This is a genomic window from Alteromonas sp. WD8-37 (assembly GCF_055326825.1).
The window spans coordinates 352,718-373,133 of the sequence record NZ_JBUZOV010000001.1 but is presented as its reverse complement, the minus strand read 5'-3'; the positions used below and the strand labels follow the sequence as shown (position 1 = coordinate 373,133).

Annotated in this window: 16 protein-coding genes; 11 read left to right on the top strand and 5 right to left on the bottom strand. The window is 54.1% G+C overall.

The window, feature by feature from the left end:
* Positions 1-174 precede the first annotated feature (174 nt).
* From ACTUJZ_RS01730 to ACTUJZ_RS01720, 3 genes are read left to right on the top strand one after another with little or no spacing between them, the layout of a single operon-like run.
* Positions 175-1,251 (top strand): efflux RND transporter periplasmic adaptor subunit, encoded by a 1,077-nt coding sequence (locus ACTUJZ_RS01730; protein ID WP_463634535.1) that lies wholly within the window; start codon positions 175-177, stop codon positions 1,249-1,251.
* A gap of 24 nt (positions 1,252-1,275) precedes the next feature.
* On the top strand, positions 1,276-4,548 hold the full coding sequence (locus ACTUJZ_RS01725; RefSeq protein ID WP_463634534.1) for an efflux RND transporter permease subunit: 3,273 nt from the start codon (positions 1,276-1,278) through the stop codon (positions 4,546-4,548).
* Entirely contained in the window at positions 4,541-7,612 is a 3,072-nt protein-coding gene (locus ACTUJZ_RS01720) for an efflux RND transporter permease subunit (RefSeq protein WP_463634533.1), read from the top strand. The genes ACTUJZ_RS01725 and ACTUJZ_RS01720 overlap by 8 nt, the downstream gene beginning before the upstream one ends.
* Positions 7,613-7,666: 54 nt before the next feature.
* Here the strand turns inward: ACTUJZ_RS01720 and ACTUJZ_RS01715 are convergent, their stop codons facing one another.
* Complete coding sequence (locus ACTUJZ_RS01715; protein ID WP_463634532.1) at positions 7,667-7,993, bottom strand: hypothetical protein; 327 nt, start codon at positions 7,991-7,993, stop codon at positions 7,667-7,669.
* 361 nt (positions 7,994-8,354) lie between these two features.
* Positions 8,355-9,149, bottom strand: coding sequence for a DUF2189 domain-containing protein (locus tag ACTUJZ_RS01710; RefSeq protein WP_463634531.1), 795 nt, complete (start codon positions 9,147-9,149; stop codon positions 8,355-8,357).
* A gap of 342 nt (positions 9,150-9,491) precedes the next feature.
* On the opposite strand from ACTUJZ_RS01710, the gene ACTUJZ_RS01705 reads away from it, so the two are divergent.
* The 7 genes from ACTUJZ_RS01705 (at position 9,492) to ACTUJZ_RS01675 (ending at position 16,370) form a co-directional block, all read left to right on the top strand.
* On the top strand, positions 9,492-10,709 hold the full coding sequence (locus ACTUJZ_RS01705) for a pyridoxal phosphate-dependent aminotransferase (protein ID WP_463634530.1): 1,218 nt from the start codon (positions 9,492-9,494) through the stop codon (positions 10,707-10,709).
* A gap of 8 nt (positions 10,710-10,717) precedes the next feature.
* Positions 10,718-11,353: a 5'-deoxynucleotidase gene (yfbR, locus tag ACTUJZ_RS01700; RefSeq protein ID WP_463634529.1), complete on the top strand. Its 636-nt coding sequence runs from the start codon at positions 10,718-10,720 to the stop codon at positions 11,351-11,353.
* A complete protein-coding gene (locus tag ACTUJZ_RS01695) occupies positions 11,353-12,687 on the top strand; it encodes an anti-phage deoxyguanosine triphosphatase (protein ID WP_463634528.1) in 1,335 nt (444 codons plus the stop codon). The genes yfbR and ACTUJZ_RS01695 overlap by 1 nt, the downstream gene beginning before the upstream one ends.
* A 143-nt stretch (positions 12,688-12,830) precedes the next feature.
* Entirely contained in the window at positions 12,831-13,832 is a 1,002-nt protein-coding gene (msrP, locus tag ACTUJZ_RS01690; RefSeq protein WP_463634527.1) for a protein-methionine-sulfoxide reductase catalytic subunit MsrP, read from the top strand.
* 2 nt (positions 13,833-13,834) lie between these two features.
* On the top strand, positions 13,835-14,479 hold the full coding sequence (locus ACTUJZ_RS01685; RefSeq protein WP_463634526.1) for a protein-methionine-sulfoxide reductase heme-binding subunit MsrQ: 645 nt from the start codon (positions 13,835-13,837) through the stop codon (positions 14,477-14,479).
* 172 nt (positions 14,480-14,651) lie between these two features.
* Positions 14,652-15,866: an MFS transporter gene (locus ACTUJZ_RS01680; protein WP_463634525.1), complete on the top strand. Its 1,215-nt coding sequence runs from the start codon at positions 14,652-14,654 to the stop codon at positions 15,864-15,866.
* A 30-nt stretch (positions 15,867-15,896) separates the two neighbouring features.
* On the top strand, positions 15,897-16,370 hold the full coding sequence (locus ACTUJZ_RS01675) for an NYN domain-containing protein (protein WP_463634524.1): 474 nt from the start codon (positions 15,897-15,899) through the stop codon (positions 16,368-16,370).
* A gap of 1 nt (position 16,371) precedes the next feature.
* Here the strand turns inward: ACTUJZ_RS01675 and ACTUJZ_RS01670 are convergent, their stop codons facing one another.
* Both ACTUJZ_RS01670 and gloA read right to left on the bottom strand, forming a co-directional pair.
* Positions 16,372-17,325: a calcium/sodium antiporter gene (locus ACTUJZ_RS01670; RefSeq protein ID WP_463634523.1), complete on the bottom strand. Its 954-nt coding sequence runs from the start codon at positions 17,323-17,325 to the stop codon at positions 16,372-16,374.
* A 179-nt stretch (positions 17,326-17,504) separates the two neighbouring features.
* The gene (gloA, locus tag ACTUJZ_RS01665; protein WP_463634522.1) at positions 17,505-18,050 is read right to left on the bottom strand and encodes a lactoylglutathione lyase; all 546 of its coding nucleotides are present in this window, start codon (positions 18,048-18,050) and stop codon (positions 17,505-17,507) included.
* 243 nt (positions 18,051-18,293) lie between these two features.
* Between gloA and ACTUJZ_RS01660 the strand changes: the two genes are divergently transcribed.
* The gene (locus tag ACTUJZ_RS01660) at positions 18,294-18,602 is read left to right on the top strand and encodes a hypothetical protein (protein WP_463634521.1); all 309 of its coding nucleotides are present in this window, start codon (positions 18,294-18,296) and stop codon (positions 18,600-18,602) included.
* Between the two features lie 168 nt (positions 18,603-18,770).
* Here the strand turns inward: ACTUJZ_RS01660 and ACTUJZ_RS01655 are convergent, their stop codons facing one another.
* The gene (locus tag ACTUJZ_RS01655; RefSeq protein WP_463634520.1) at positions 18,771-20,381 is read right to left on the bottom strand and encodes an endonuclease; all 1,611 of its coding nucleotides are present in this window, start codon (positions 20,379-20,381) and stop codon (positions 18,771-18,773) included.
* Positions 20,382-20,416 lie beyond the last annotated feature (35 nt).

Here is a 20,416-nt window from a genome sequence, read left to right as displayed (position 1 = left end):
TTCGTCAGCCTGACCAAATAATCATGAAAAAGGCTATGCCGCATTCGGCATAGCCTTTTTTTGCACCTGTAACTTATTGTAAATTATAGCATTTAACATTGTTTAACACTTTGGCACACACAATGCCTAATTGGAGGGATATAGTTAACAATAATTAATTTACAGGAATTCACCATGGATGCGTCACCCCTTCGTTTTTCCCGCCTGATGTTGCTTGCCAGCCTGCTGGGCAGCAGTGTGCTGCTGTCCGGCTGCAATGATGTAAACGCCATTGATGCCACCCCTGAACAGGCCGCCGAGCAAATTCAGATCCCGGTTGAGACCGCACAGGTTACCGTGGGTTCGATTGCTTCTACCTATGCCACCACGGCGACGCTGGAAGCCACCGATGAAGCCTTTGTGGTGGCACGCGCCTCCGGCATCATTGAGCACATCCTGGTGGAAGAAGGCGATTATGTGGAAAAAGGCCAGGTTCTGGCCCGCCTGGATCGCAAACGCTATGAACTGGCGCTGGCCAAAGCGCGCGCCGAGTTGGCCGGCATTCAGCAAGAGCTGGATAAAGTTAATAAGGTCTATAGTCAGCAGCTGGTCAGCGAAGATGTGTACAAAAAACTGCAGGCGCAGTTTGATTCCACCCAGGCATCGGTACGCCTGGCCGAGCTGGATTTGGCAGAAACCACCATCACTGCGCCCATCAGCGGCTACATTGCGCAAAAAAATGCCAAGGTGGGTAATCTGACTGAATCGTTTCAGCGTGAACGCATGTTCCATATTGTGCAGCAAACCACGCTGCAGGGTATTGTCTACCTGCCGGAAAACGAGCTGCCCAATATCGCGCTTAACCAGGCAGCCACTCTACGTATCCCAGCCTTAGGCAACAACCAGGTACAGGCGTATGTGCAACGCATCAGCCCGGTAATTGACGCCCAGACCGGTACCTTCAAGGTAACGTTGAAAGTGCCCAATCCGGATGAAACCTTAAAAGCCGGTATGTTCAGCGAAGTGGCACTTAATTATGCCACGCACCAGGACGCCCGCCTGCTGCCCCGCCAGGCACTGCTGATTGTTGATAATCAGCCCAGCGTGTTTGTGGTTAAAGACGGCCTGGCCCAACAGGTCAATATCCGGACGGGCTTTGAACAGGGCAATCAGATTGAAGTGCTTGAAGGTCTGCAAGGCGATGAGCAAGTGGTCACCGTGGGCCATCAGAATCTAAAAGACCAGACCCCTGTAGCTGTGGTGAACAGCTAACCTGCCGCCAACCGGAGATCCCTCATGAGTATCATTCGAGTGGCTGTAGAGCGGCCGGTGGCCGTGGCCATGTTTACCCTCGCTGTGCTGCTGTTTGGCATGGTATCGCTGGGCCGCCTGTCGGTAAATCTGTTACCTGAACTGGCCTACCCGACACTGACCATTCGCACCGATTACCCGGGCGCCGCCCCGGCCGAAGTAGAACAACTGGTGTCCAAGCCTATCGAGGAAGCCATTGGTGTGGTTAAAGGGGTGAGTAAAGTGACCTCGGTATCGCGGGCTGGCACCTCCGATGTCATCCTGCAGTTTGCCTGGGGCACCGCCATGGACCTAGCCAGCCTGGAAGTGCGCGAAAAGCTGGACATTCTGACACTGCCGCTGGATGTGGAAAAATCCCGCCTGCTGCGTTTTAACCCCACCACCGATCCCATCATGCGTTTTGGCTTGAGCTTTACTGAGGCCGATGCCAGCACTGAAGCGTTGAAAACCTTACGCTTTTATGCCGAACAACAAATCAAGCGCAAGCTGGAGTCCACCGAAGGGGTGGCCTCGATCCGGGTTGGCGGCGGGCTGGAAAACCAGATCCAGATTTTGGTCGACCAGCAGCAGGCCGACCGCCTAAACATTACCATCAGCCATATCATTGAGCGCCTGGCCCAGGAAAATATCAATACCGCCGGCGGCAAGGTAGACCAAGGCAGCCAGGCATTTTTGGTGCGCACCCTCAATGAATTTGAAAGCTTAGAGGAAATTCGGCAGCTGTACATTGGCCAGTCTGGCCAGCGCACTGTGCAGTTAAAAGATGTGGCGCAGGTGACCAGCGCGTTTAAAGACCGTGATGCCATGACCCGCTTTAGCGGTGCCGAAGGTGCCGAGATCGCCATCTACAAAGAAGGTGATGCCAATGCGGTGGAAGTGGCACGTCGGGTTCATCAACAAATCAGCCAGGTGCAGGAAGCGCTGCCCGCGCGGTATCAGCTGAATCTGGTGTATGATCAGAGCGATTTTATCAGCCAGGCCATCAGTGAGGTAAAAAATGCGGCCTGGCTGGGCGGGCTGCTGGCCATGCTGGTGCTGTATTTCTTTTTGCGCAATGTATGGACCACCCTGATCATTTCGATTTCCATTCCGGTGTCGGTGATTGCCACTTTTAACCTGATGTACGCCAATCATATCAGCCTGAACATCATGAGCTTAGGCGGCATCGCGCTGGCCATCGGTTTGTTGGTGGATAACAGTATTGTGGTACTGGAAAATATTCACCGCAAACGCCAGGCCGGCAGCAGCCGCAGCCAGGCCGCTACCAGCGGCACTCAGGAAGTGGCCGGGGCCATTGTAGCTGCTACCCTGACCACCCTGGCGGTGTTTGTGCCGTTGATCTTTGTTGAAGGCATCGCCGGGCAGTTGTTTGCCGACCAGGCTATGACAGTTTCCTTTGCACTACTGGCCTCGCTGGTGGTCTCGCTCACCCTGATCCCATCTCTGGCCGGGCGCAATGGGCTTAAGCCCACCGCCCCGGCAACGGCCGATAGCACTACACAAACTCGCACTACCGCTAGCGGCTGGCGACACTGGGCCGGCTATTTACTGTGGCCGCTACGCATGCTAGGCCGCCTACTGGGCCGCTGGATCCCGCTGGCCCTGATGACCCTGATACTGGGTGTATGGCAGATGCTGTCCAAGCTGGGTAGCGTAACCTTAAGCCCGCTGGCCGGTGGCTTCAACCGGTTATTTGCCCATTTTGAAACCGGCTATGCCCGCTTGTTACAGCACGCGTTAAAACTGCCGGTGGCTGTGCTGCTGGTGGTGGTCGTGGTGTCGGCATTGGCAGTGCCGCTGTTATCGCGCCTTGGCGTGGAGCTGATCCCCAGTATGCAACAGGGCGAATTTGCGGTGGAAGTGACCCTGCCCGCTGGCGCCCGGGTAGAGCAAACCGATGCGCTGTTAACTCAAATGGCAACCCATCTGGCGGATAACCCGCAGGTGGCACAAACCTATTCGCTGGCCGGTACCGGCAGCCTGGTCAGTGCCAGCGCCAGCCAGCGTGGCGACCACTGGGGCCGGCTGAATGTGGTGATGACCCCCACCAGCAGTGCTACCGATCTTAGCCGTGCGCAGGAACAGTTACGCCAGTTTTTAGCCCGGCAGGCCGGGGTACAAAGCCAGTTTTCAGAGCCTCAGCTATTTACCTTTGCCGCGCCCTTGCAAATTGAACTGGAAGGGTACGACATTAATCAATTGTACCAGGCCAGCCAGGCCGTGGCTGCCGGCCTTGCCGAGCAGCCGCGTTTTACCGATATCACCAGTACCCTGCACCAGGGCAATCCCGAGTTGAAAATACGCTTTGATCATGCCCGCTTAGCCGCGCTGGGATTGTCGGCGCGCACGGTATCCGATTTGGTGGCTGCTCAGGTAGGCGGCAAAGTGGCTACCCAGTATACCTTTGAAGATGAAAAGATTGATGTGCTGGTGCGTACCCTCAACCGTCAGCGTAGCGATGCCAGTGCGGTGCGGGCCATTATTGTGAATCCGCAAAGTGACCAGCCGGTCCCCCTTAGCGCTGTAGCAGACGTGTATATGAGCCGTGGCCCCAGCGAAATCACACGCATCGGCCAGCAGCGCGTGGCGGTCATTGCAGCCAACCTGGCGTTTGGCGACTTAGCAGAAGCAGCCACCCAGGCGCAAGAGATTATCCGCGAGGCCGGCTTGCCGCTGACAGTACGGGCCCGGGTGGCTGGCCAGAGCGAAGATATGGCAGCCAGTTTTGCGTCCTTGCAGTTTGCCTTAGCCCTGGCGGTATTTATGGTGTATCTGGTGATGGCCTCGCAATTTGAGAGCCTGTTGCATCCGCTGCTGATCTTATTTGCCGTGCCCCTGGCCGGAGCCGGTTCGGTGTATGGCTTGTGGCTGACCGGCACCAATCTGAGTGTGGTGGTGTTTATCGGCCTCATCATGCTGTGCGGGATTGCGGTTAACAACGCCATCGTGCTGGTGGACCGCATCAATCAGCTGCGCAGTGCTGGCATGGCTAAAGCCGCGGCCATCGAACAGGCTGCGCAAACCCGTTTGCGCCCTATCGTCATGACCTCGCTGACCACCATTTTAGGCTTACTGCCCATGGCTATCGGCGTCGGTGAAGGCGCTGAAGTACGTACCCCCATGGCCATCACGGTGATCTTCGGCTTGTTGTATTGTTCGGTGATCACCCTGATTGTGCTGCCGGTGCTTTATGCGTTGTTTGATCGCAAGCAATTTACCACCGCGCCGGACAGTGCAGGAGAAAAAACCTATGGATAAGGCAGCCCAATGGGGTGCCGGCCTGGCCCGGTTTGCCCTGCACCACCCGGTTACCATCGGTATGGTGTTTGTGTCCATGTTGTTATTTGGCATTGTGGCCAGCCGGCTGCTGCCGCTGGAAAAGTTCCCCGGCATCGATATTCCCGAAATGGTGGTCTATGTGCCTTACCAGGATGCCACACCAGCAGAAATTGAACGCATGATCACCCGCCCCATCGAAGAAGCGCTGGCTACGCTTTCCGGGATCCGGCGCATTGAGTCTCGTTCTTTTGATAACCGCGCCGAAGTGATGGTGGAGTTCAACTGGGATGAAAACATTAAAGCCAAAAGTATTGAGGCCCGCGAAAAAGTCGATGCAATCCGCCATTTGTTGCCATCGGATATCGAACGAATTCTGGTATTTAAGTTCAATACCAACGATATGCCCATCTTTCAGCTGCGGGTATCCAGTGAGCGCGACTTGTCCAATGCCTATGATCTGCTGGACCGCAACTTAAAGCGGCCGATGGAACGGGTACCCGGGGTGTCCAAAGTGGAACTGTATGGGGTCATGAAAAAACAAATCATGATCCGGTTGCAGCCCGGCCAGCTGTCAGCGCTGGGGATCACCCCACAACAGGTTACCACCGCCCTGCAACAAGCCAATTTTTCCATGTCCGGCGGAACCACCGATGATGGCCGTCAGCAAATACGGGTATCGCCCCAGGGGGAATTTACCGACATTCGCGATTTTGCGCAGTTGGCAGTAGCCCCCCACGCGCGGTTGGCTGATGTTGCCACCATCAGCTATGAACTGCCTGAAGCCGAAGAAGGCCGCCATCTTGATCGCACCTACGCAGTGGGCTTTAATGTCTTTCGCGAGTCTGGCAGTAACCTGGTGGAGGTCTCGGCGGCGGTTATGGCGGTGATCGACGAGGCCAAACAAGATCCGGCCTTTAACGGCATCAATCTGTTTGTAATGGATGATGTGGCCAGCAGTGTCACCAGTTCCCTGGCTGATTTGTTGTGGGCTGGCGTGTTGGGTGCAGTGTTTTCGCTGGCGGTGTTGTATTTGTTTTTGCGCCAGCTCAGTACCACCTTAATTGTCGTGTTATCAGTCCCGGTGGCATTGTGCATCACCTTAGGCGTGATGTACCTGGCCGGTTATTCACTGAACATTTTGTCGCTGATGGGGCTGCTACTGGCAGTAGGCATGCTGGTCGATAATGCGGTGGTGATTACCGAAAGCATTTTTAATGAGCGCCGCGCCGGGGCTGATCGCCGCCAGGCCACACTGGCCGGGGTCAGTAAGGTGAGCCTGGCAGTGATTGCCGGCACCCTGACCACTGCCATCGTGTTTTTACCCAACATCGTCGGCATCAAAATCGATGTGACGGTGTTTTTAGAGCATATGGCCATCGCCATCTGCATTTCCCTTTTTGCCTCATTGCTTATCGCCCAAACCTTAATTCCGCTGTTGGCCGAAAAAGTAGCCACCCCCAAAGCGGCCAGTCGCACTACCCTGCCCGCTTATCAGCGCGGTTACCAGCACGCGTTGCGCTGGATGATGAGCCGGCGCAAAACCAGTGCAGTCATTGCGGTGCTGGTGTTGCTGTCCACAGCATTGCCTATGCAGGGCGTCAATTCTGATGGCCAGGGCAACAATGATAATGAGCGGGTGTGGATGAACTACCATTTTACCCAAGGTTATAGCCTTGAAGAGGTCGAAAAGACTGTCAATAAAATGGAAGAGTTTCTATATGCCAATCAGGAGCGCTTTCATATCGCTCAGGTGTATACCTGGTATACCGATGGCGAAGCTGTGTCAGGCATTACCTTAAAAGAGAATTTGCCTATTCCCATCGCCCGCTGGAAAGAGCAGGTCGCCGAAGCGATGCCGCAATTTGCCCGGGCCCGCCCGTCGTTTAACTGGCGCACCGACAATGGCGGTGGCGTGGAGGTGACCTTAATGGGAGAGTCCACCGATCGTCTGCTGATGCTGGGTGAAGAAGTACTGCCGGCGTTATCGGCCATCGAAGGCTTAGAAGATGTCAGCCTGGATATTGGCAACCAGCAACAGGAAGTGCAGATCACGCTGGACCGGGAGCGCGTGCACCGCGTGGGCCTGGACAGCCAGACCGTGGCCGGGCTGATCGGTACCGCGCTGCGCGGGCAGAATCTGCGCAGTTTTCGGTATGGCGATGCCGGCGAAGTGGCAGTGAAAGTGGCATTTTCGCAGCAAACTCAACAATCGCTGGAGCAGTTGCAGGCGATTCAGATCAGCAGCTGGCAAGGCAAACCCGTCACGCTGGGCTCGCTGGCGCGCTTTGAGATCGCCTCACAGCCGTCGCAAATCAACCGTAAAAATCGCCAGACCGCCCTGACCATCAAAGCCAATCTGGGTGAAGATTTTACCCTGGAACAGGCCCGCGAACAGATCACTCAGGTGTTAGCCTACAAACGCTTCCCGGATGGCTATCAGTGGTCACTGGATGGCAGTTTCAGCCACATGGACGAAGCCAGTCAGGTGATGCAGGTCAATATGCTATTGGCCATCTGCATGATTTACATTGTGATGGCGGCGCTGTTCGAGTCGCTGCTGCTGCCCACTGCGGTGATTGTTTCACTCCTGTATTCGTTTACCGGCGTGTTCTGGACATTCTGGCTGACCGGGACGCCCATGTCGATCATCGGCATGATTGGGATGCTGATCCTGATGGGAATCGTGGTGAACAATGGTATTGTGCTGGTGGATCGCATTAATCAGCTGCGCAACACCGGCCAGGCCCTTACCGAAGCGGTGCTGGCGGGGTGCCAGTCACGTTTGCGCCCGATTTTGATGACAGTAGCTACCACCGTGCTGGGCCTCATCCCACTGGCCATGGGCAGCACCCGTATCGGTGGCGATGGCCCGCCGTATGCGCCGATGGCACTGGCTATCATTGGCGGCCTGGTGTTTTCCACGCTCACCAGTTTGTTTTTAGTACCCCTTTCGTATGTGGGGCTGCTGACCCTGCGGGCCTACATGGCGCGGCTGCTTAGCCAGGCCTTATGGCAGGCCAGGCGGTTAACCCGCACCAGTTAAGCAAACGGGGGCCAAGGCCCCCGCTTTTGTATGCTGGATACAGCTAGAGCCGGCTTAATGCTGCGCCATTAAAAAGTTGTGTACTTCGGTGGCGTTACGCTGTTTGGAAAACTCCAGCAAGCTGGTACCGTTACAGGTCAGGCCGTCCTCCGCCAGCGCCATGCGAACCACCCCACGATCGCTAGCGGCTACCTGGCCGACACTGCGATGGATGGAAGAGCGTAGCACCGCCACGTCGTCTAGCACCACAGCTTTACAAAAACCGGCAAACTGAGTGTCGCCGGTAAAACGAACGGGTTGTTGTGACTCTGCAGCGTGCGCCTGGTGACCCAGGCTGACAAGAGTGGCGGCAATAAGCAGTGATTTAGATAAAATCTTCATGTTGTGTTCCTCGTGACAAAATGGGTACTGCGCGCTGTGCCCTCACAACGCCTTAATAGTTATGCCAGAGGTGTAATAAAATTACTGTTTTTTTATTGTTACGAAAAAGAGGCAGGGTGTTAGCAAGCGGATGCACAATTATCGCGATATACGCAACACTCTGATTCAATTAGATTTAACAGGAAAAACTTGATACTACTAATTACTAAAGTTAGATTCTTTATAACTAATTGATATACCTAAAAGTCTAATAAAATGACACCAAATGTAAATTTATTTCAACAATTAACGTCTTGATCACGTGCCAGCTACACAAAATCGCCGCGCCAGCCGTGTTCAGACAGCAGCGCGACTATTAAAGTTACTCGTAATGGCGCGGCCGCTTGGTTTCAATAGTATCAATATAGGCATGCCAGGTAGCATAGCCCAGTAAGGGCATTAGCACGATAAACCCGATAAAGCCGGTGATAAAGCCAATGATCACTGACAAGAAGATAATACCGCCCCACAATAACATCGGCATTTTATTCAGCCATACCGCATTGATACTGGTCATAAGCGCGGTAGCCAAATCCACTTTACGCTCCATTAAAATAGGCTGGGTAAAGGCACTGATAAACAATAGCGTGAGCGCAAATGCCGCGCCGACCACTGTGCCCAGAATCAGAAAAGGCCATAAATCGCTTAAGGTATCATCCAGATAAGGGGGATAGAGGGCATGGATGAGAGAAGCCACACGTAGCCAGAAGATCATCATTACCATCAGTAAAAAGGCAAAGCCCCAGCCATTGGCGGCATTGCGCTTCATGGCTTTGATAGAATGCCACAAAGAAGGTTTGTGTTCTTTTTCCAGTTCCCAACTAACATCATATAACCCCGCAGCGAGAAACGGCCCCAACAACATAAAACAGACCATGGCGGGTAAAATGATGAGGTGCCAGCCGGTCAGCGCCACCAGATAGGTGATCAGCGCCGGAATAATGGCAAAAAGCAGCCCATAAAATAAGGTGTGCATCGGTGCCCGCTTCATATCCCTGATCCCCAGGGCCAGCCATTTTACCGGGTCGCTCAGACTGAGCTCTTTACACGGGATGACGCGCGCGATACCGCTGTCGGTAATGGCATTATGTGGCGTTTCTTTAAACGAGTGTGACATACGCAGCCTCATGGTTGCTTAGTAAAATAAGCACATATATAGCGCTCTGACAGGCCTGCCACGCCCCTTCTATGTGGCTTTTGCCCTTGCTACTAAGATATAACACCCTGCGAAATTCACAACCCATTTACATGATTAGTTTTTAATCTACCATCTTAAAGGATGGCTTACCGGCCCGTTCGAGAGGCGCAGGGCTCTTCCCGACAGCTCCGCTTTCCTCCAGGTCTTAGAAATCTTTCACTTTTCTATCATTTTTTCGGTAACTGGCTGCCGATACCCATCGCCAGCCGAGCCGCTTTACGCTACTCTGGAAGCCCTCTTTAGTTGGTAAGCCAAGGGATTATGAAATCAGTAGCACGCTCACATAAACTTGATAATGTTTGTTATGACATTCGCGGGCCGATTGCTGCCCAGGCCCGCAAAATGGAAGACGAAGGCCATCGCATCCTCAAGCTGAACATTGGCAACCCAGCGCCTTTTGGGTTTGAAGCGCCCGACGATATTCTTAAAGATGTTATCTATAACCTGCCTACGTCGCAGGGCTATTCTGATTCCACCGGCATTTATGCTGCGCGGGTAGCGGTGATGCAGTATTACCAGCAAATGGCGGTCAGCGATGTGCGGGTCAATGATGTGTTTATCGGCAACGGCGTCAGCGAAATGATCATGATGGCGATGCAGGCCTTATGTAATAGCGGCGATGAAGTACTGCTGCCCTCGCCGGATTATCCATTGTGGACTGCGGCTGTCAGCCTGTCCTCCGGTACGCCAGTGCATTACCAGTGTGACGAACAGGCTGACTGGTTTCCTGACCTAGATGACATTAAAAGTAAGATCACTAGCCGAACCCGGGCGATTGTGCTGATTAATCCCAACAATCCCACCGGCGCAGTGTATAGCAAAGCCTTGCTAGAGCAGGTAGTAGAGCTGGCCCGTGAACATGGTCTGGTGATTTTTTCTGATGAGATTTACGACAAGATTCTTTATGACGGCCACCAGCATACCTGTATTGCCTCACTGGCTGACGATGTATTTTGCGTGACCTTAAGCGGCTTGTCGAAAAACTACCGGGTGGCCGGTTTTCGGGCTGGCTGGTTGGTGGTCAGCGGCAATAAACGACTGGCTGCCGACTATATCGAAGGGCTGAATATTCTTTCATCCATGCGCATGTGCGCCAACGTGCCCTGCCAGGCTGCCATTCAAACGGCCCTGGGCGGCTATCAAAGCATTCAGGAACTGGTGGCCGATGGCGGTCGGCTCAAAGCGCAGCGGGATATTTCCTGGCAGATGCTCAACCAGATTGACGGCATTAGTTGCGTCAAGCCCAAAGGGGCCATGTATTGTTTTGCCCGGGTGGATGCGGAGCGCTTCAATATCAGTAATGATGAGCAGATGATCTATGATCTGCTCAGCAGTGAAAAGATTTTGCTGGTGCACGGGCGGGCGTTTAATTTGCACAATGGCACCTATTTTCGCCTGGTCTTTTTACCCCATACGGATGTCCTGCAACCGGCGCTGGAAAAAATAAACAGCTTTTTTCAAAACTATCGACAGGTTTAGGGCGGGTTATGTCTGATAAAAGCCATTTTTTTGCACACCTGGCCCGCATGAAGCTCATCAATCGCTGGCCGCTGATGCACAATGTGCGCAATGAAAATGTGCAGGAGCACAGCCTGCAGGTGGCCATGGTGGCCCATGCCCTGGCTTTGATTAAAAATCGTTTTTATGACGGCCAGGTCAATCCTGAGCGGGTGGCCACCATTGCCTTGTTTCATGATGTCTCCGAGGTGCTAACCGGCGATCTTCCCACCCCGGTCAAATACTACAATGCCAATATTGCTAGTGAATATAAAAAGATTGAAAAAATCGCTGAGCAAAAACTTATTGATATGGCTCCTGAAGCTCTGCGTGAAGATTATGCCGCGCTGATTGATAGCCACCAGCACAGCGCTGATGAGGCCTTTTTGGTCAAGGCCGCCGATGTACTGTGCGCTTATCTGAAAACCTTAGAAGAGCTGAATGCCGGCAACCGCGAGTTTTTGTTAGCCAAAAAGCGCCTGGACAAATTACTGAGTGCCTACCACTCACCGGAAGTGGATTATTTTATTTCCCGCTACGTCCCAAGCTTTTCATTAAGCCTGGACGAAATCACCCAAGACGAATTTGATGCCGCCGGGCCAGCCGACCCGGCAGGAGAGCAGTAATGCCATTAGCAACACTAAGCCAGCCTGACTGGCAAGAGGCCTGGCAGGCCCGTCACCTGCCCCGTAGCGAACCCAGAGATGGCGACCACCGATCGTGTTTTCAGCGCGACAAAGCCCGCGTACTGCACTCGGCGGCGTTTCGCCGCTTGCAAGCCAAGACTCAGGTGCTGGGAGTGGGATTAAGTGATTTTTACCGCACCCGCCTCACCCATTCGTTAGAAGCCGCGCAGATTGGCTCGGGGATCACTGCGCAACTGGCCCGTACCTATCCGGCTCTCAATAGCGCCGGCCTGTTGGATGCCAGCTTGATTGAAACCCTGTGCCTGGCTCATGATATCGGCCATCCGCCATTTGGCCACGGTGGCGAAGTGGCGCTGCATTTTATGATGCACGAGCATGGCGGTTTTGAAGGTAATGGCCAGACATTTCGCATTGTTACCCAACTGGAGCCCTACACCGCGGAGCATGGCATGAATCTGGCCCGGCGCAGCGTGTTGGGGCTGGTGAAGTACCCGCAATTTATTGATGCCCTGACCAACCCGGCTTGTCACGGCCAGATCCCCTCCTCACTGCGCCAGGTCAAATCTGCCGACTGGCATCCGCCTAAGGGCTTATTTCGCTGCGACCAGCCGTATTTTGACTGGCTTCTGGAGCCGTTTAGCAGCTCCGAGGTGGACACCCTGATGCAGTTTGACCGCAGCGATACCCGCCACAGCAAAACCCGGCACAAATCCTTTGATTGCACCATTATGGAGCTGGCTGACGACATTGCCTATGGCATCCACGACTTAGAAGATGCCATCGTGATGGACATGGTGGACAAGCCGTTGTTTATCGAACAACTGGCACGGCCGCTACAGCAGCTTGAAGTACCCTGGTTATCTGCACAGGCTGAGGACCTGGCCCAGCGTCTGTTCAGCCCGGCTGCCCATGAGCGTAAAAATGCCATCGGGGCGCTGGTGAACTGTTTTATTACCGCCATTGATGTGACTGAAAATGACACCTTTGACCATCCGCTGCTGCGCTTTCAGGCCCGCCTGCCAGAAGCCCACAGTGCGGCGCTGGCCATGTTTAAACACTTTGTGTATCAGCAGGTGATTCAACAAGCCGGTGTACAAAGACTGGAATATAAGGGTCAGCAGATGGTGATGGAGTTATTTGAAGCCATCGCCAGTGATCCCTTGCGCTTACTGCCGCACAATACCCGCAGCCGCTGGCAGCAAGCCAGCCAGGAAGATAAAGGCTACCGGGTGATTGCAGACTATATCTCAGGCATGACCGATGAGTTTGCGGCCAAATTATACTCGTCGCTGTTTATACCCAAACACGGGTGACCCGCTGCCGGCACGCATGAAAGATTTGTCATCCGTGCCAATTTTTCGCTCTTTTGCCGGTCTTATTCGTAGCAACCGTCACAAGCCCTGCCCGGTCGGGCCGGGTTTTAAACGGCGTAAAAACACGCACAAAGGGGCGCAGTATGGGTAAATCATTTCGGCCTTCGGTCCGACTCACCGAAAACGATGTCACCGATGAAGCGGTATATCGCCAACGCCGCCAGTTACTCAAAAAACTGGGTTTTGTGGGCGCCGGTTCCTTACTGGCCGGCCCGGCCAGCGCCATCGACTGGTTTGGCAAGGATGACAACGAGGTGACGCCGCGCGAGCCGCTGTCCTTTTCCCCCGCCGGGCAGTTTAGTACAGATGAAAAACAAACCCCGTACGCCAGTGTCTCGTCCTATAACAACTTTTATGAGTTTGGCACCGGCAAGGATGACCCGGCCGAGTATGCTCATAATATGCAAACCGAGCCCTGGACACTTACCGTAGATGGTCTGGTGGAAAAGCCGTTCAAGCTGGACCATGCAGCGCTTACCGCCCGCTATCCGCTGCAGGAGCGTATTTACCGGCTGCGCTGTGTGGAAGCCTGGTCAATGGTCATCCCCTGGGCAGGATTTGAGTTGCAAGCCTTATTAAAACAGGCCCGGCCCTTATCGAGCGCGCGTTATGTGGCGTTTGAAACCTTGTACGCCCCCAAACAGATGCGCGGCCAGCGCAGCCGGTTTGTGGGTGGCGGCGTGGACTATCCGTATGTAGAAGGACTGCGCTTAGATGAAGCCATGCACCCGCTGACCCTGATGGCGGTGGGCCTGTACGGCAAAACTTTACCCAATCAAAACGGTGCGCCCATTCGGTTGGTAGTGCCGTGGAAGTATGGCTTTAAGAGCATCAAATCCATCGTCAAGATTACCCTGACTGATAAAGAGCCGCCCACCACCTGGAACCGGCTGGCGCCGCAGGAATACGGCTTTTATGCCAATGTGAATCCGCAGGTTGATCACCCGCGTTGGAGCCAGGCCAGTGAAAAACGCATTACCGGCAGCGGCCTGTTTGCAACCAACCGCATTGAGACCCAGCTGTTCAACGGCTACAACGAAGTGGCGCCCTTGTACAAGGGCATGGATCTGACCCGGCAGTATTGAAGATGCAGCGATTATTAAAAAAACCGGCGCGCCTAAGCGCGCGGGCCTTATTTTGGCTAAAAACTGCGTTGCACCTGATGCTTACCGGCTTGCTGGCGCTGCAGTTTTATCAGGGTGTGCTCGGCCAGCTGGGGGCTGAGCCGGTCTCGGTGTTGCTCACATTTACCGGGCTGCACGGATTGCAGGTGTTAATGATCACCCTGCTGATAGCTCCCGCCGCCCGCCTGTTGCCCTGCCCGGACTTAATGAAACTTCGCCGGATGCTGGGCCTGTATGCCTTTTTTTATGGCCTGGCCCACTTTTCAACCTACATCGTGTTTGACCTGCAGCTCAACTGGCCGCAGATTGGCAATGAAATCATTGAACGCCCCTATATCACTGTCGGCTTCAGCGCCCTGCTTTTGTTAGCGCTGCTGGCGGTGACCTCGTTTGCTGCACTGCAAAAACGCATGGGCCGGCGCTGGCAGCAATTGCATAATGGGGTTTACGCTGCGCTGGCACTGATTCTGCTGCATTTTAGCTGGGCACAAAAAACCTGGTTTGACGATCCGCTGTGGTACTGGGCCATCGGCGCGGTACTAATGTGGTTGCGCAAAGACAAATTACTGGCCGCCATGCAACCTGCTGCAAGCCGCCGCCGCGGTTAATTTTCACTCAACAACTGCAACGAAGTGTTCACACCGAATTAACGGCAAGCGCTTGTTATTCCCTGTATTATGGCGGTTTGCACATCCTGTGCAGCGATTTTTTTCTGGTTATTTCACTACCGCCCTAACGCGGGTGAGCTAACCGTTCTTTTTCATCAAACAAGGTGCGTGCATGCAACATTCTTCTGCTTCTGCGGTGGCGTCCGACACTGCTCCTTCGCTACGGCTGATTACATTTTGGCTGGCCTTTGGCACCTTTATGATTGGCTGCAGTGAATTTGCCGCCATGGGCTTGCTACCATACTTTGCCGCCGACTTTGCTATTTCCGAAGAAACCGCCGGCTATGCCATTAGTGCCTATGCGCTGGGCGTCGTGGTGGGTGCGCCGCTCATTACTATTCTATGTTCCGGTGTGGCCCGACGAACCATGTTGATCGCCACCATGATTTTTTATGCTGCAGGCAATTTATTTACTGCGCTGGCCTGGTCTGACTGGAGCATGAATGTGGCGCGCTTTGTGGCCGGCCTGCCCCATGGTGCGTATTTTGGTATCGCCATGTTGTTTGTGGCCGATATTGCCGGCCACCGTAAACGCGCGCAGGCAGTGAGCAATGTGATCCTGGGCCTGGCCATCGCCAATATTATCGGGGTACCGGCCATCAGTGGGATTGGCCAGTTATTTGGCTGGCGCACCGGCTTTTTTCTGATTGCTCTGGGCGCTCTCATCACCGCCCTGATGGTATTTAAAGTAGCGCCTTACCGCGGCCCCGATCCCAATGCCCGCCCCATGCGTGAAATCAAGGCCATGAAAAATAAACACATCTGGCTGGTGTTGATCATGGGGGCCATCGGCTTTGGCGGCATGTTCTCGGTGTATTCGTATTTCAGTGCGGCCTATTTAAATACCGCTAACGCCCCCGAATGGGGGGTGTCAGTCGTCCTGTTAATTTATGGCATTGGGGTGACGCTGGGTAATATTATAGCCGGGCGCATCAGTGAAGGCCGGCTAATGCGCACCGCGCTGGCTTTTCAGATCCTGCTGGGGCTGTCGGCAGCAGCTTATGCTATGTCTATCGGCAATGTGGTGATGATGACCGTTTCATTGTTTTGTATCGGCATGGGCGGTGGTATGGTAGTGCCCTTGCAAACCCGCCTGATGGACGTGGCAGGCGATGCCCAGACCCTGGCTGGCGCGATGAACCACGCGGCCTTCAACACCGCTAATGCGCTTGGGCCCTGGCTGGCCGGGCTGGCCTTGTCAGCTGGTTATGGCTATGGCGCCACCGGCTGGGTGGGGCTGGCCCTGGCCGGCGGCGGCATTGGGATCTGGCTGTTGATGTATCTGGCCAGCCAGCCTGCCCGCACCGCCGAAGCATTGGGCAATTAACCGTAAACTCAACTGACCCAAGGGGGTGTTATGCAAACGGTCGCACTGTTTGTGGATGTGCAAAATGTGTATTACACCACCCGCCAGGCATACCGGCGTAATTTTGATTACAATCGCTTCTGGCAGCAAGCCACAGGTGGCCGCGAGGTGGTCAAGGCGGTGGCGTATGCCACCGACCGGGGTAGTCAGAAGCAGCAAGAGTTTCAAAATATCTTGCGCGCCATCGGCTTTGAAGTGCGCTTAAAACCCTTTATTCAGCGTGCCGACGGCTCGGCCAAGGGCGACTGGGATGTGGGGATCACGCTGGATGCTATTGAATACGGCCAGCACGCCGATGTGGCGGTGCTGGTTTCCGGTGACGGCGATTTTGCCTTGCTGGCTGATAAGCTACGTCAGGCCCATGCCACTGAAGTGGAAGTGTATGGTGTTCCCCAGCTCACTGCTGCAGCACTGGTCAACGCCAGCACCCGCTTTGTGCCCATTGATACACCGCTGCTGCTGTAGCCTAGGCAGGCCACAGTAACGCCAGATAGCCTGCATACAAGGCCAACAACAACCCGCCTTCAATACGGCTCAAGCGCCGCCCGCTGTACAGTAAGGGCAGCAAGGCTACAGCAAAAAAGATCATGGCAGCATAGTCCAGCATGGTAATATTGCCTGCACTGAGCGGGGTGATCAGCGACGATACCCCCAAAATACCCAATATATTAAACACATTCGAGCCCACCACATTGCCAATGGCAATATCCGGCTGGCGTCGCCACGCAGCCATCACCGAGGTGGCCAGTTCCGGCATACTGGTGCCGGCGGCAATGATGGTCAACCCGATGACCGCCTCACTCACGCCCCATTGCGTGGCCAGGCTCACCGCATGCTTTACCAGCCAGTGCGAGCCTAATACCAGCGCCGCCAGCCCGGCCACAATCAATATCAGGCTTTTGCTCCAGGCAGCAGGTTTAGCTGTAGGTTCAGCATCCACAGAGGCTGTGAGATCCGTCTCAGCGGTAGTTTCGCGTCGTGCCGCACGCAGGTTGAACCAGGTATAACCGATAATGCCGGCCAGCAACAATACCCCCTCAGCACGGCCTAAAAACTGATCGCTTAACAGCAACACCAGCAACAAGGTAATGCCAAGGCACAGCGGGCCATCTAGCTTCAAAATTTGATGATGAACCGGAATCGGGCAGATTAGCGCAGTTAAGCCTAAAATCACCGCGATATTGAAAATGTTTGAGCCCACCACATTGCCCAGCGCAATGTCGCCCTGACCATCCAGGCCGGATTGAATACTTACCACCAGCTCGGGTGAACTGGTACCAAAGGCGACCACGGTCAGGCCAATGGCCAGCGGGCTTAAACCGGCTTTGCCGGCCAGTGCTTCACTGCCGCGGACCAGGCTTTCAGCGCCGACAAACAGCAGGCCCAACGCTGCTGCAATAAACATCCCATCCACCAGCATGATCACTTTCCTTTTTTGGGTATGCCCTGTTCACAGTGCAAACAGAAAAAATATTCTTTGTCGCTGCCATAATGTACATAAAAGCGCAGGCTATCGCTCACTGTATTTATGCCCAGGCACGACTATTTTTTCTATGGCATAAAAAAAGCCAACGACAAAGGCTGGCTTTACAGAGTGACTTATTTGAGATGCGGCTGGCACACCTTATGAACCTCATCGGCACTGAATATCTCAATCCAGTAACCGTCTGGATCTTTGATAAAGGCAATGCCTTTCATTGAACCGTCATTGGGGCGTTTTTGAAAGTCCACGCCCAGCTCTTCAAACCGGGCGCAGGCAGCATCAGTGTCCGGCACATGAAAGCCAATATGACCAAAGCCTTTGGGCTCGCTGTTACCACTGTGATAATCGGCTGTCTCGGGTGTATCATCCCAGTTGTGGGTAAGCTCCAGCATGGCCGGCCGGCCAAAAGTTTGCCGGGTGCGGGTCGCCTCATCACCGCTGATATCGGTGAAATCTTCGCCGTGAGTTAAAAAGTACAGGCTGAATTTCATCTCAGCAAAATCCAGCCGCTTAAGCAGGGTCATGCCCAGAACCCGGGTATAAAAATCCAGCGAGCGGGCCGGGTCAGCAATCCGCAACATAGTTTGATTAAACACATAGCCGTTGGTGGCGGGATCTTTTTGTTCGTGCAGGCCCTCGGCCTGGTCAAAATGGCGGCTCATCTTAAGTGCTCCTTTACAATGCGTGTGCATGCAGCATGGGGGCGCGGGCCCGGCTTCACAATATGTTGGGCTGGATTATACCGCTACGCTGACCAAACACGGTTTAGAATGTGGCCATTGCTACGCTTTTTCATACCCGGCCGGCTGTCTTTTCATACTGCAATTCCTACCCGTCAGATTAGACGGGCCGTACACACAACCGCTATATCTTAATGGGTCCTCAGGTATATTAAGGAATGCCCCATGTCCCACTCACAATTTTGCAGCGGCTGTCAGCGCCATGTCGGCCCCACCGGCAAACGCGGCCATTTTGTTTTATTTGCCATGCTGACAGTGATCAGCGTGGCTGCCATTTTCACTGCCCAGCTGGCCATTCTGCCCTCGCCAACAGAGCAATACTTAGCCAGCAAATACGGCATGCCACTGGACACCCACACCATCAGCCCGTTTTGGTATTTGCTACCGGTTTATTTTGCCATGCTATCGGTGCGCAGCTTTTTTACCAAACAGTCTGTATGCCCTTTATGTAGCTTGCCGTTGGGTGATCAATAAGCAGCCGAAAGAGAGTTATTTGTCGGTAGATGGGTTGCTTTCCTGAAATACACCGTAAAGGCCTCGCCAATGAACAGCTGTGTGTCTTTACGGTGTACGATTAACTCATTCCTTAGCAGGCAGTGGCTTCAGCGACTTCTGACTAAGGCGATAGTGTTAGTGATTGCGTTAGTTACCCCAGATAGCACTCACCCATTGCGGATTATCGATAAACGGGTTGCGGTTGCCCTGGAATTGCTCGGCGGCATCGTTGCGATCACGCTCAAACTGGCTTACCGGATCCTGGTTATGCCATTGCAGTAAGAGCGCACGCTGCCAGGGTTCAAATACCTGATTACTGGTACCATCTAACACCGCATCCGCATAGCCGGATTGTGACTGCCAGCTACCGATAATATTTTCATAGCGGGTAGCCATGTAAAAATAGGCGCGGGCCACATCGCCTTTAAATGCATCTGCCGGTTCAAATACAGTGCCGCCATAGCCTAAGCCATTGCGGGCGCTGCCCAGTTTGGCGCCGTTGCCAGAGACAAACACACTGCTGCCCACCTCCCCATACGGGTAGCTGCTGCGCTGGCTGTTGACATAACCGTCAGTGGCAAACACATGATGGATGTCGGTGTTCATGGGGGCTATCGCCCCGCCAAACCAGCTGCGCGGAAAACTGTGCTCACGGTTGTAACAATCGCCCTCGGCCCGGTAATTGCCGCACTGGTCATTGCCTGGCACAAAAGTATAAGGGTCGCTGCCGGTTACATTTTCTGAATAGATATCATAGATGGTGGCGTCTTGTTCATCGTAGGTATCCAGGCTATCGCTAAGATAAAAACCCCACAGGTCTGAATAACTTTTTACGGTGTGATTATTGATGATGTCATACAGGGCAGTTTTTAGTGCATAACCGGTTTTACCCTCAGCACTGGCATAATAATCCGGATTGGTGCCGCTGCCGGACCCTGTTCCCACCGAGAACGGCGTATTTTCACTGCTACCAAACTGGCCACCACTGGCTACCTCGGTGCCATCTATGCGCAGCGAATAGCTGCCGTTGCCAAATGAGCAGCACATGCCATCGCCGTAGCTGTCTGACACGGTCAGGGTGTACTGGCCGGCTGCCAGGCAGACAGACTCGGTGTACTGGCTGTTGCTGGCATAATCCTGGCCACTGGCCTTAGTCACATTGTTGCTATCCTTAATCACCCAGCTGGTTTCACTGCCATAATTATCGGTGGTCAGTGTCATCTGCCCGGGGGTGGCCTGGCAGGAGCCTGATCCGGGCGGCTCTGCTGCCGGCGCGAAGTTGTCGATGTACACTATTTCGCTACCATCAAAGCCAGGTTGATCATAAAACCGCAGCCCCACCTCAATCTCACCGGTGGCAGACGCACTGTAGGTGTAAGTTAACTGCTGCCACTGGCCTGTCAGGTTAGGATCAGAATAGTTGTGGTAGCCATCTACATACAGGCGGGCAGCCGCGCTGCCCTCAGTGTGATACACCCAAACACTCACCGTGTATTGCTGGCCGGCTTGCACCGCCATGCTCTGACGAAAATCGGTGTCACTCTGGTTGGTGGTGGTCAGCGTGATAGCCGCGGCAAACTGGCCGCTGTACACTAGGCTGGTTGAGCGGGCAAGACTGAAGCCGCTATCAATGGTGGTCCACTGCGCCGGCTGATTGCCATTCCAGTCTTCCAGATAGGCGTTAGCCAGTTGCGCTTGAGCATTGGCCCCTGCTAACAGGCCCGTCAGGCCAATCGCGAATAATCCCCGAATATTCATAATTTTCCTTCATGTTGTCATCGTTTTTGTAATGC

Excerpts from the sequence above, each read along its gene's own strand:
- ACTUJZ_RS01730 (WP_463634535.1), top strand. The coding sequence starts at position 175 with ATGGATGCGTCACCCCTTCGTTTTTCCCGCCTGATGTTGCTTGCCAGC.
- ACTUJZ_RS01725 (WP_463634534.1), top strand. The coding sequence starts at position 1,276 with ATGAGTATCATTCGAGTGGCTGTAGAGCGGCCGGTGGCCGTGGCCATG.
- ACTUJZ_RS01720 (WP_463634533.1), top strand. The coding sequence starts at position 4,541 with ATGGATAAGGCAGCCCAATGGGGTGCCGGCCTGGCCCGGTTTGCCCTG.
- ACTUJZ_RS01715 (WP_463634532.1), bottom strand. The coding sequence starts at position 7,993 with ATGAAGATTTTATCTAAATCACTGCTTATTGCCGCCACTCTTGTCAGC.
- ACTUJZ_RS01710 (WP_463634531.1), bottom strand. The coding sequence starts at position 9,149 with ATGTCACACTCGTTTAAAGAAACGCCACATAATGCCATTACCGACAGC.
- ACTUJZ_RS01705 (WP_463634530.1), top strand. The coding sequence starts at position 9,492 with ATGAAATCAGTAGCACGCTCACATAAACTTGATAATGTTTGTTATGAC.
- yfbR (WP_463634529.1), top strand. The coding sequence starts at position 10,718 with ATGTCTGATAAAAGCCATTTTTTTGCACACCTGGCCCGCATGAAGCTC.
- ACTUJZ_RS01695 (WP_463634528.1), top strand. The coding sequence starts at position 11,353 with ATGCCATTAGCAACACTAAGCCAGCCTGACTGGCAAGAGGCCTGGCAG.
- msrP (WP_463634527.1), top strand. The coding sequence starts at position 12,831 with ATGGGTAAATCATTTCGGCCTTCGGTCCGACTCACCGAAAACGATGTC.
- ACTUJZ_RS01685 (WP_463634526.1), top strand. The coding sequence starts at position 13,835 with ATGCAGCGATTATTAAAAAAACCGGCGCGCCTAAGCGCGCGGGCCTTA.
- ACTUJZ_RS01680 (WP_463634525.1), top strand. The coding sequence starts at position 14,652 with ATGCAACATTCTTCTGCTTCTGCGGTGGCGTCCGACACTGCTCCTTCG.
- ACTUJZ_RS01675 (WP_463634524.1), top strand. The coding sequence starts at position 15,897 with ATGCAAACGGTCGCACTGTTTGTGGATGTGCAAAATGTGTATTACACC.
- ACTUJZ_RS01670 (WP_463634523.1), bottom strand. The coding sequence starts at position 17,325 with ATGCTGGTGGATGGGATGTTTATTGCAGCAGCGTTGGGCCTGCTGTTT.
- gloA (WP_463634522.1), bottom strand. The coding sequence starts at position 18,050 with ATGAGCCGCCATTTTGACCAGGCCGAGGGCCTGCACGAACAAAAAGAT.
- ACTUJZ_RS01660 (WP_463634521.1), top strand. The coding sequence starts at position 18,294 with ATGTCCCACTCACAATTTTGCAGCGGCTGTCAGCGCCATGTCGGCCCC.
- ACTUJZ_RS01655 (WP_463634520.1), bottom strand. The coding sequence starts at position 20,381 with ATGAATATTCGGGGATTATTCGCGATTGGCCTGACGGGCCTGTTAGCA.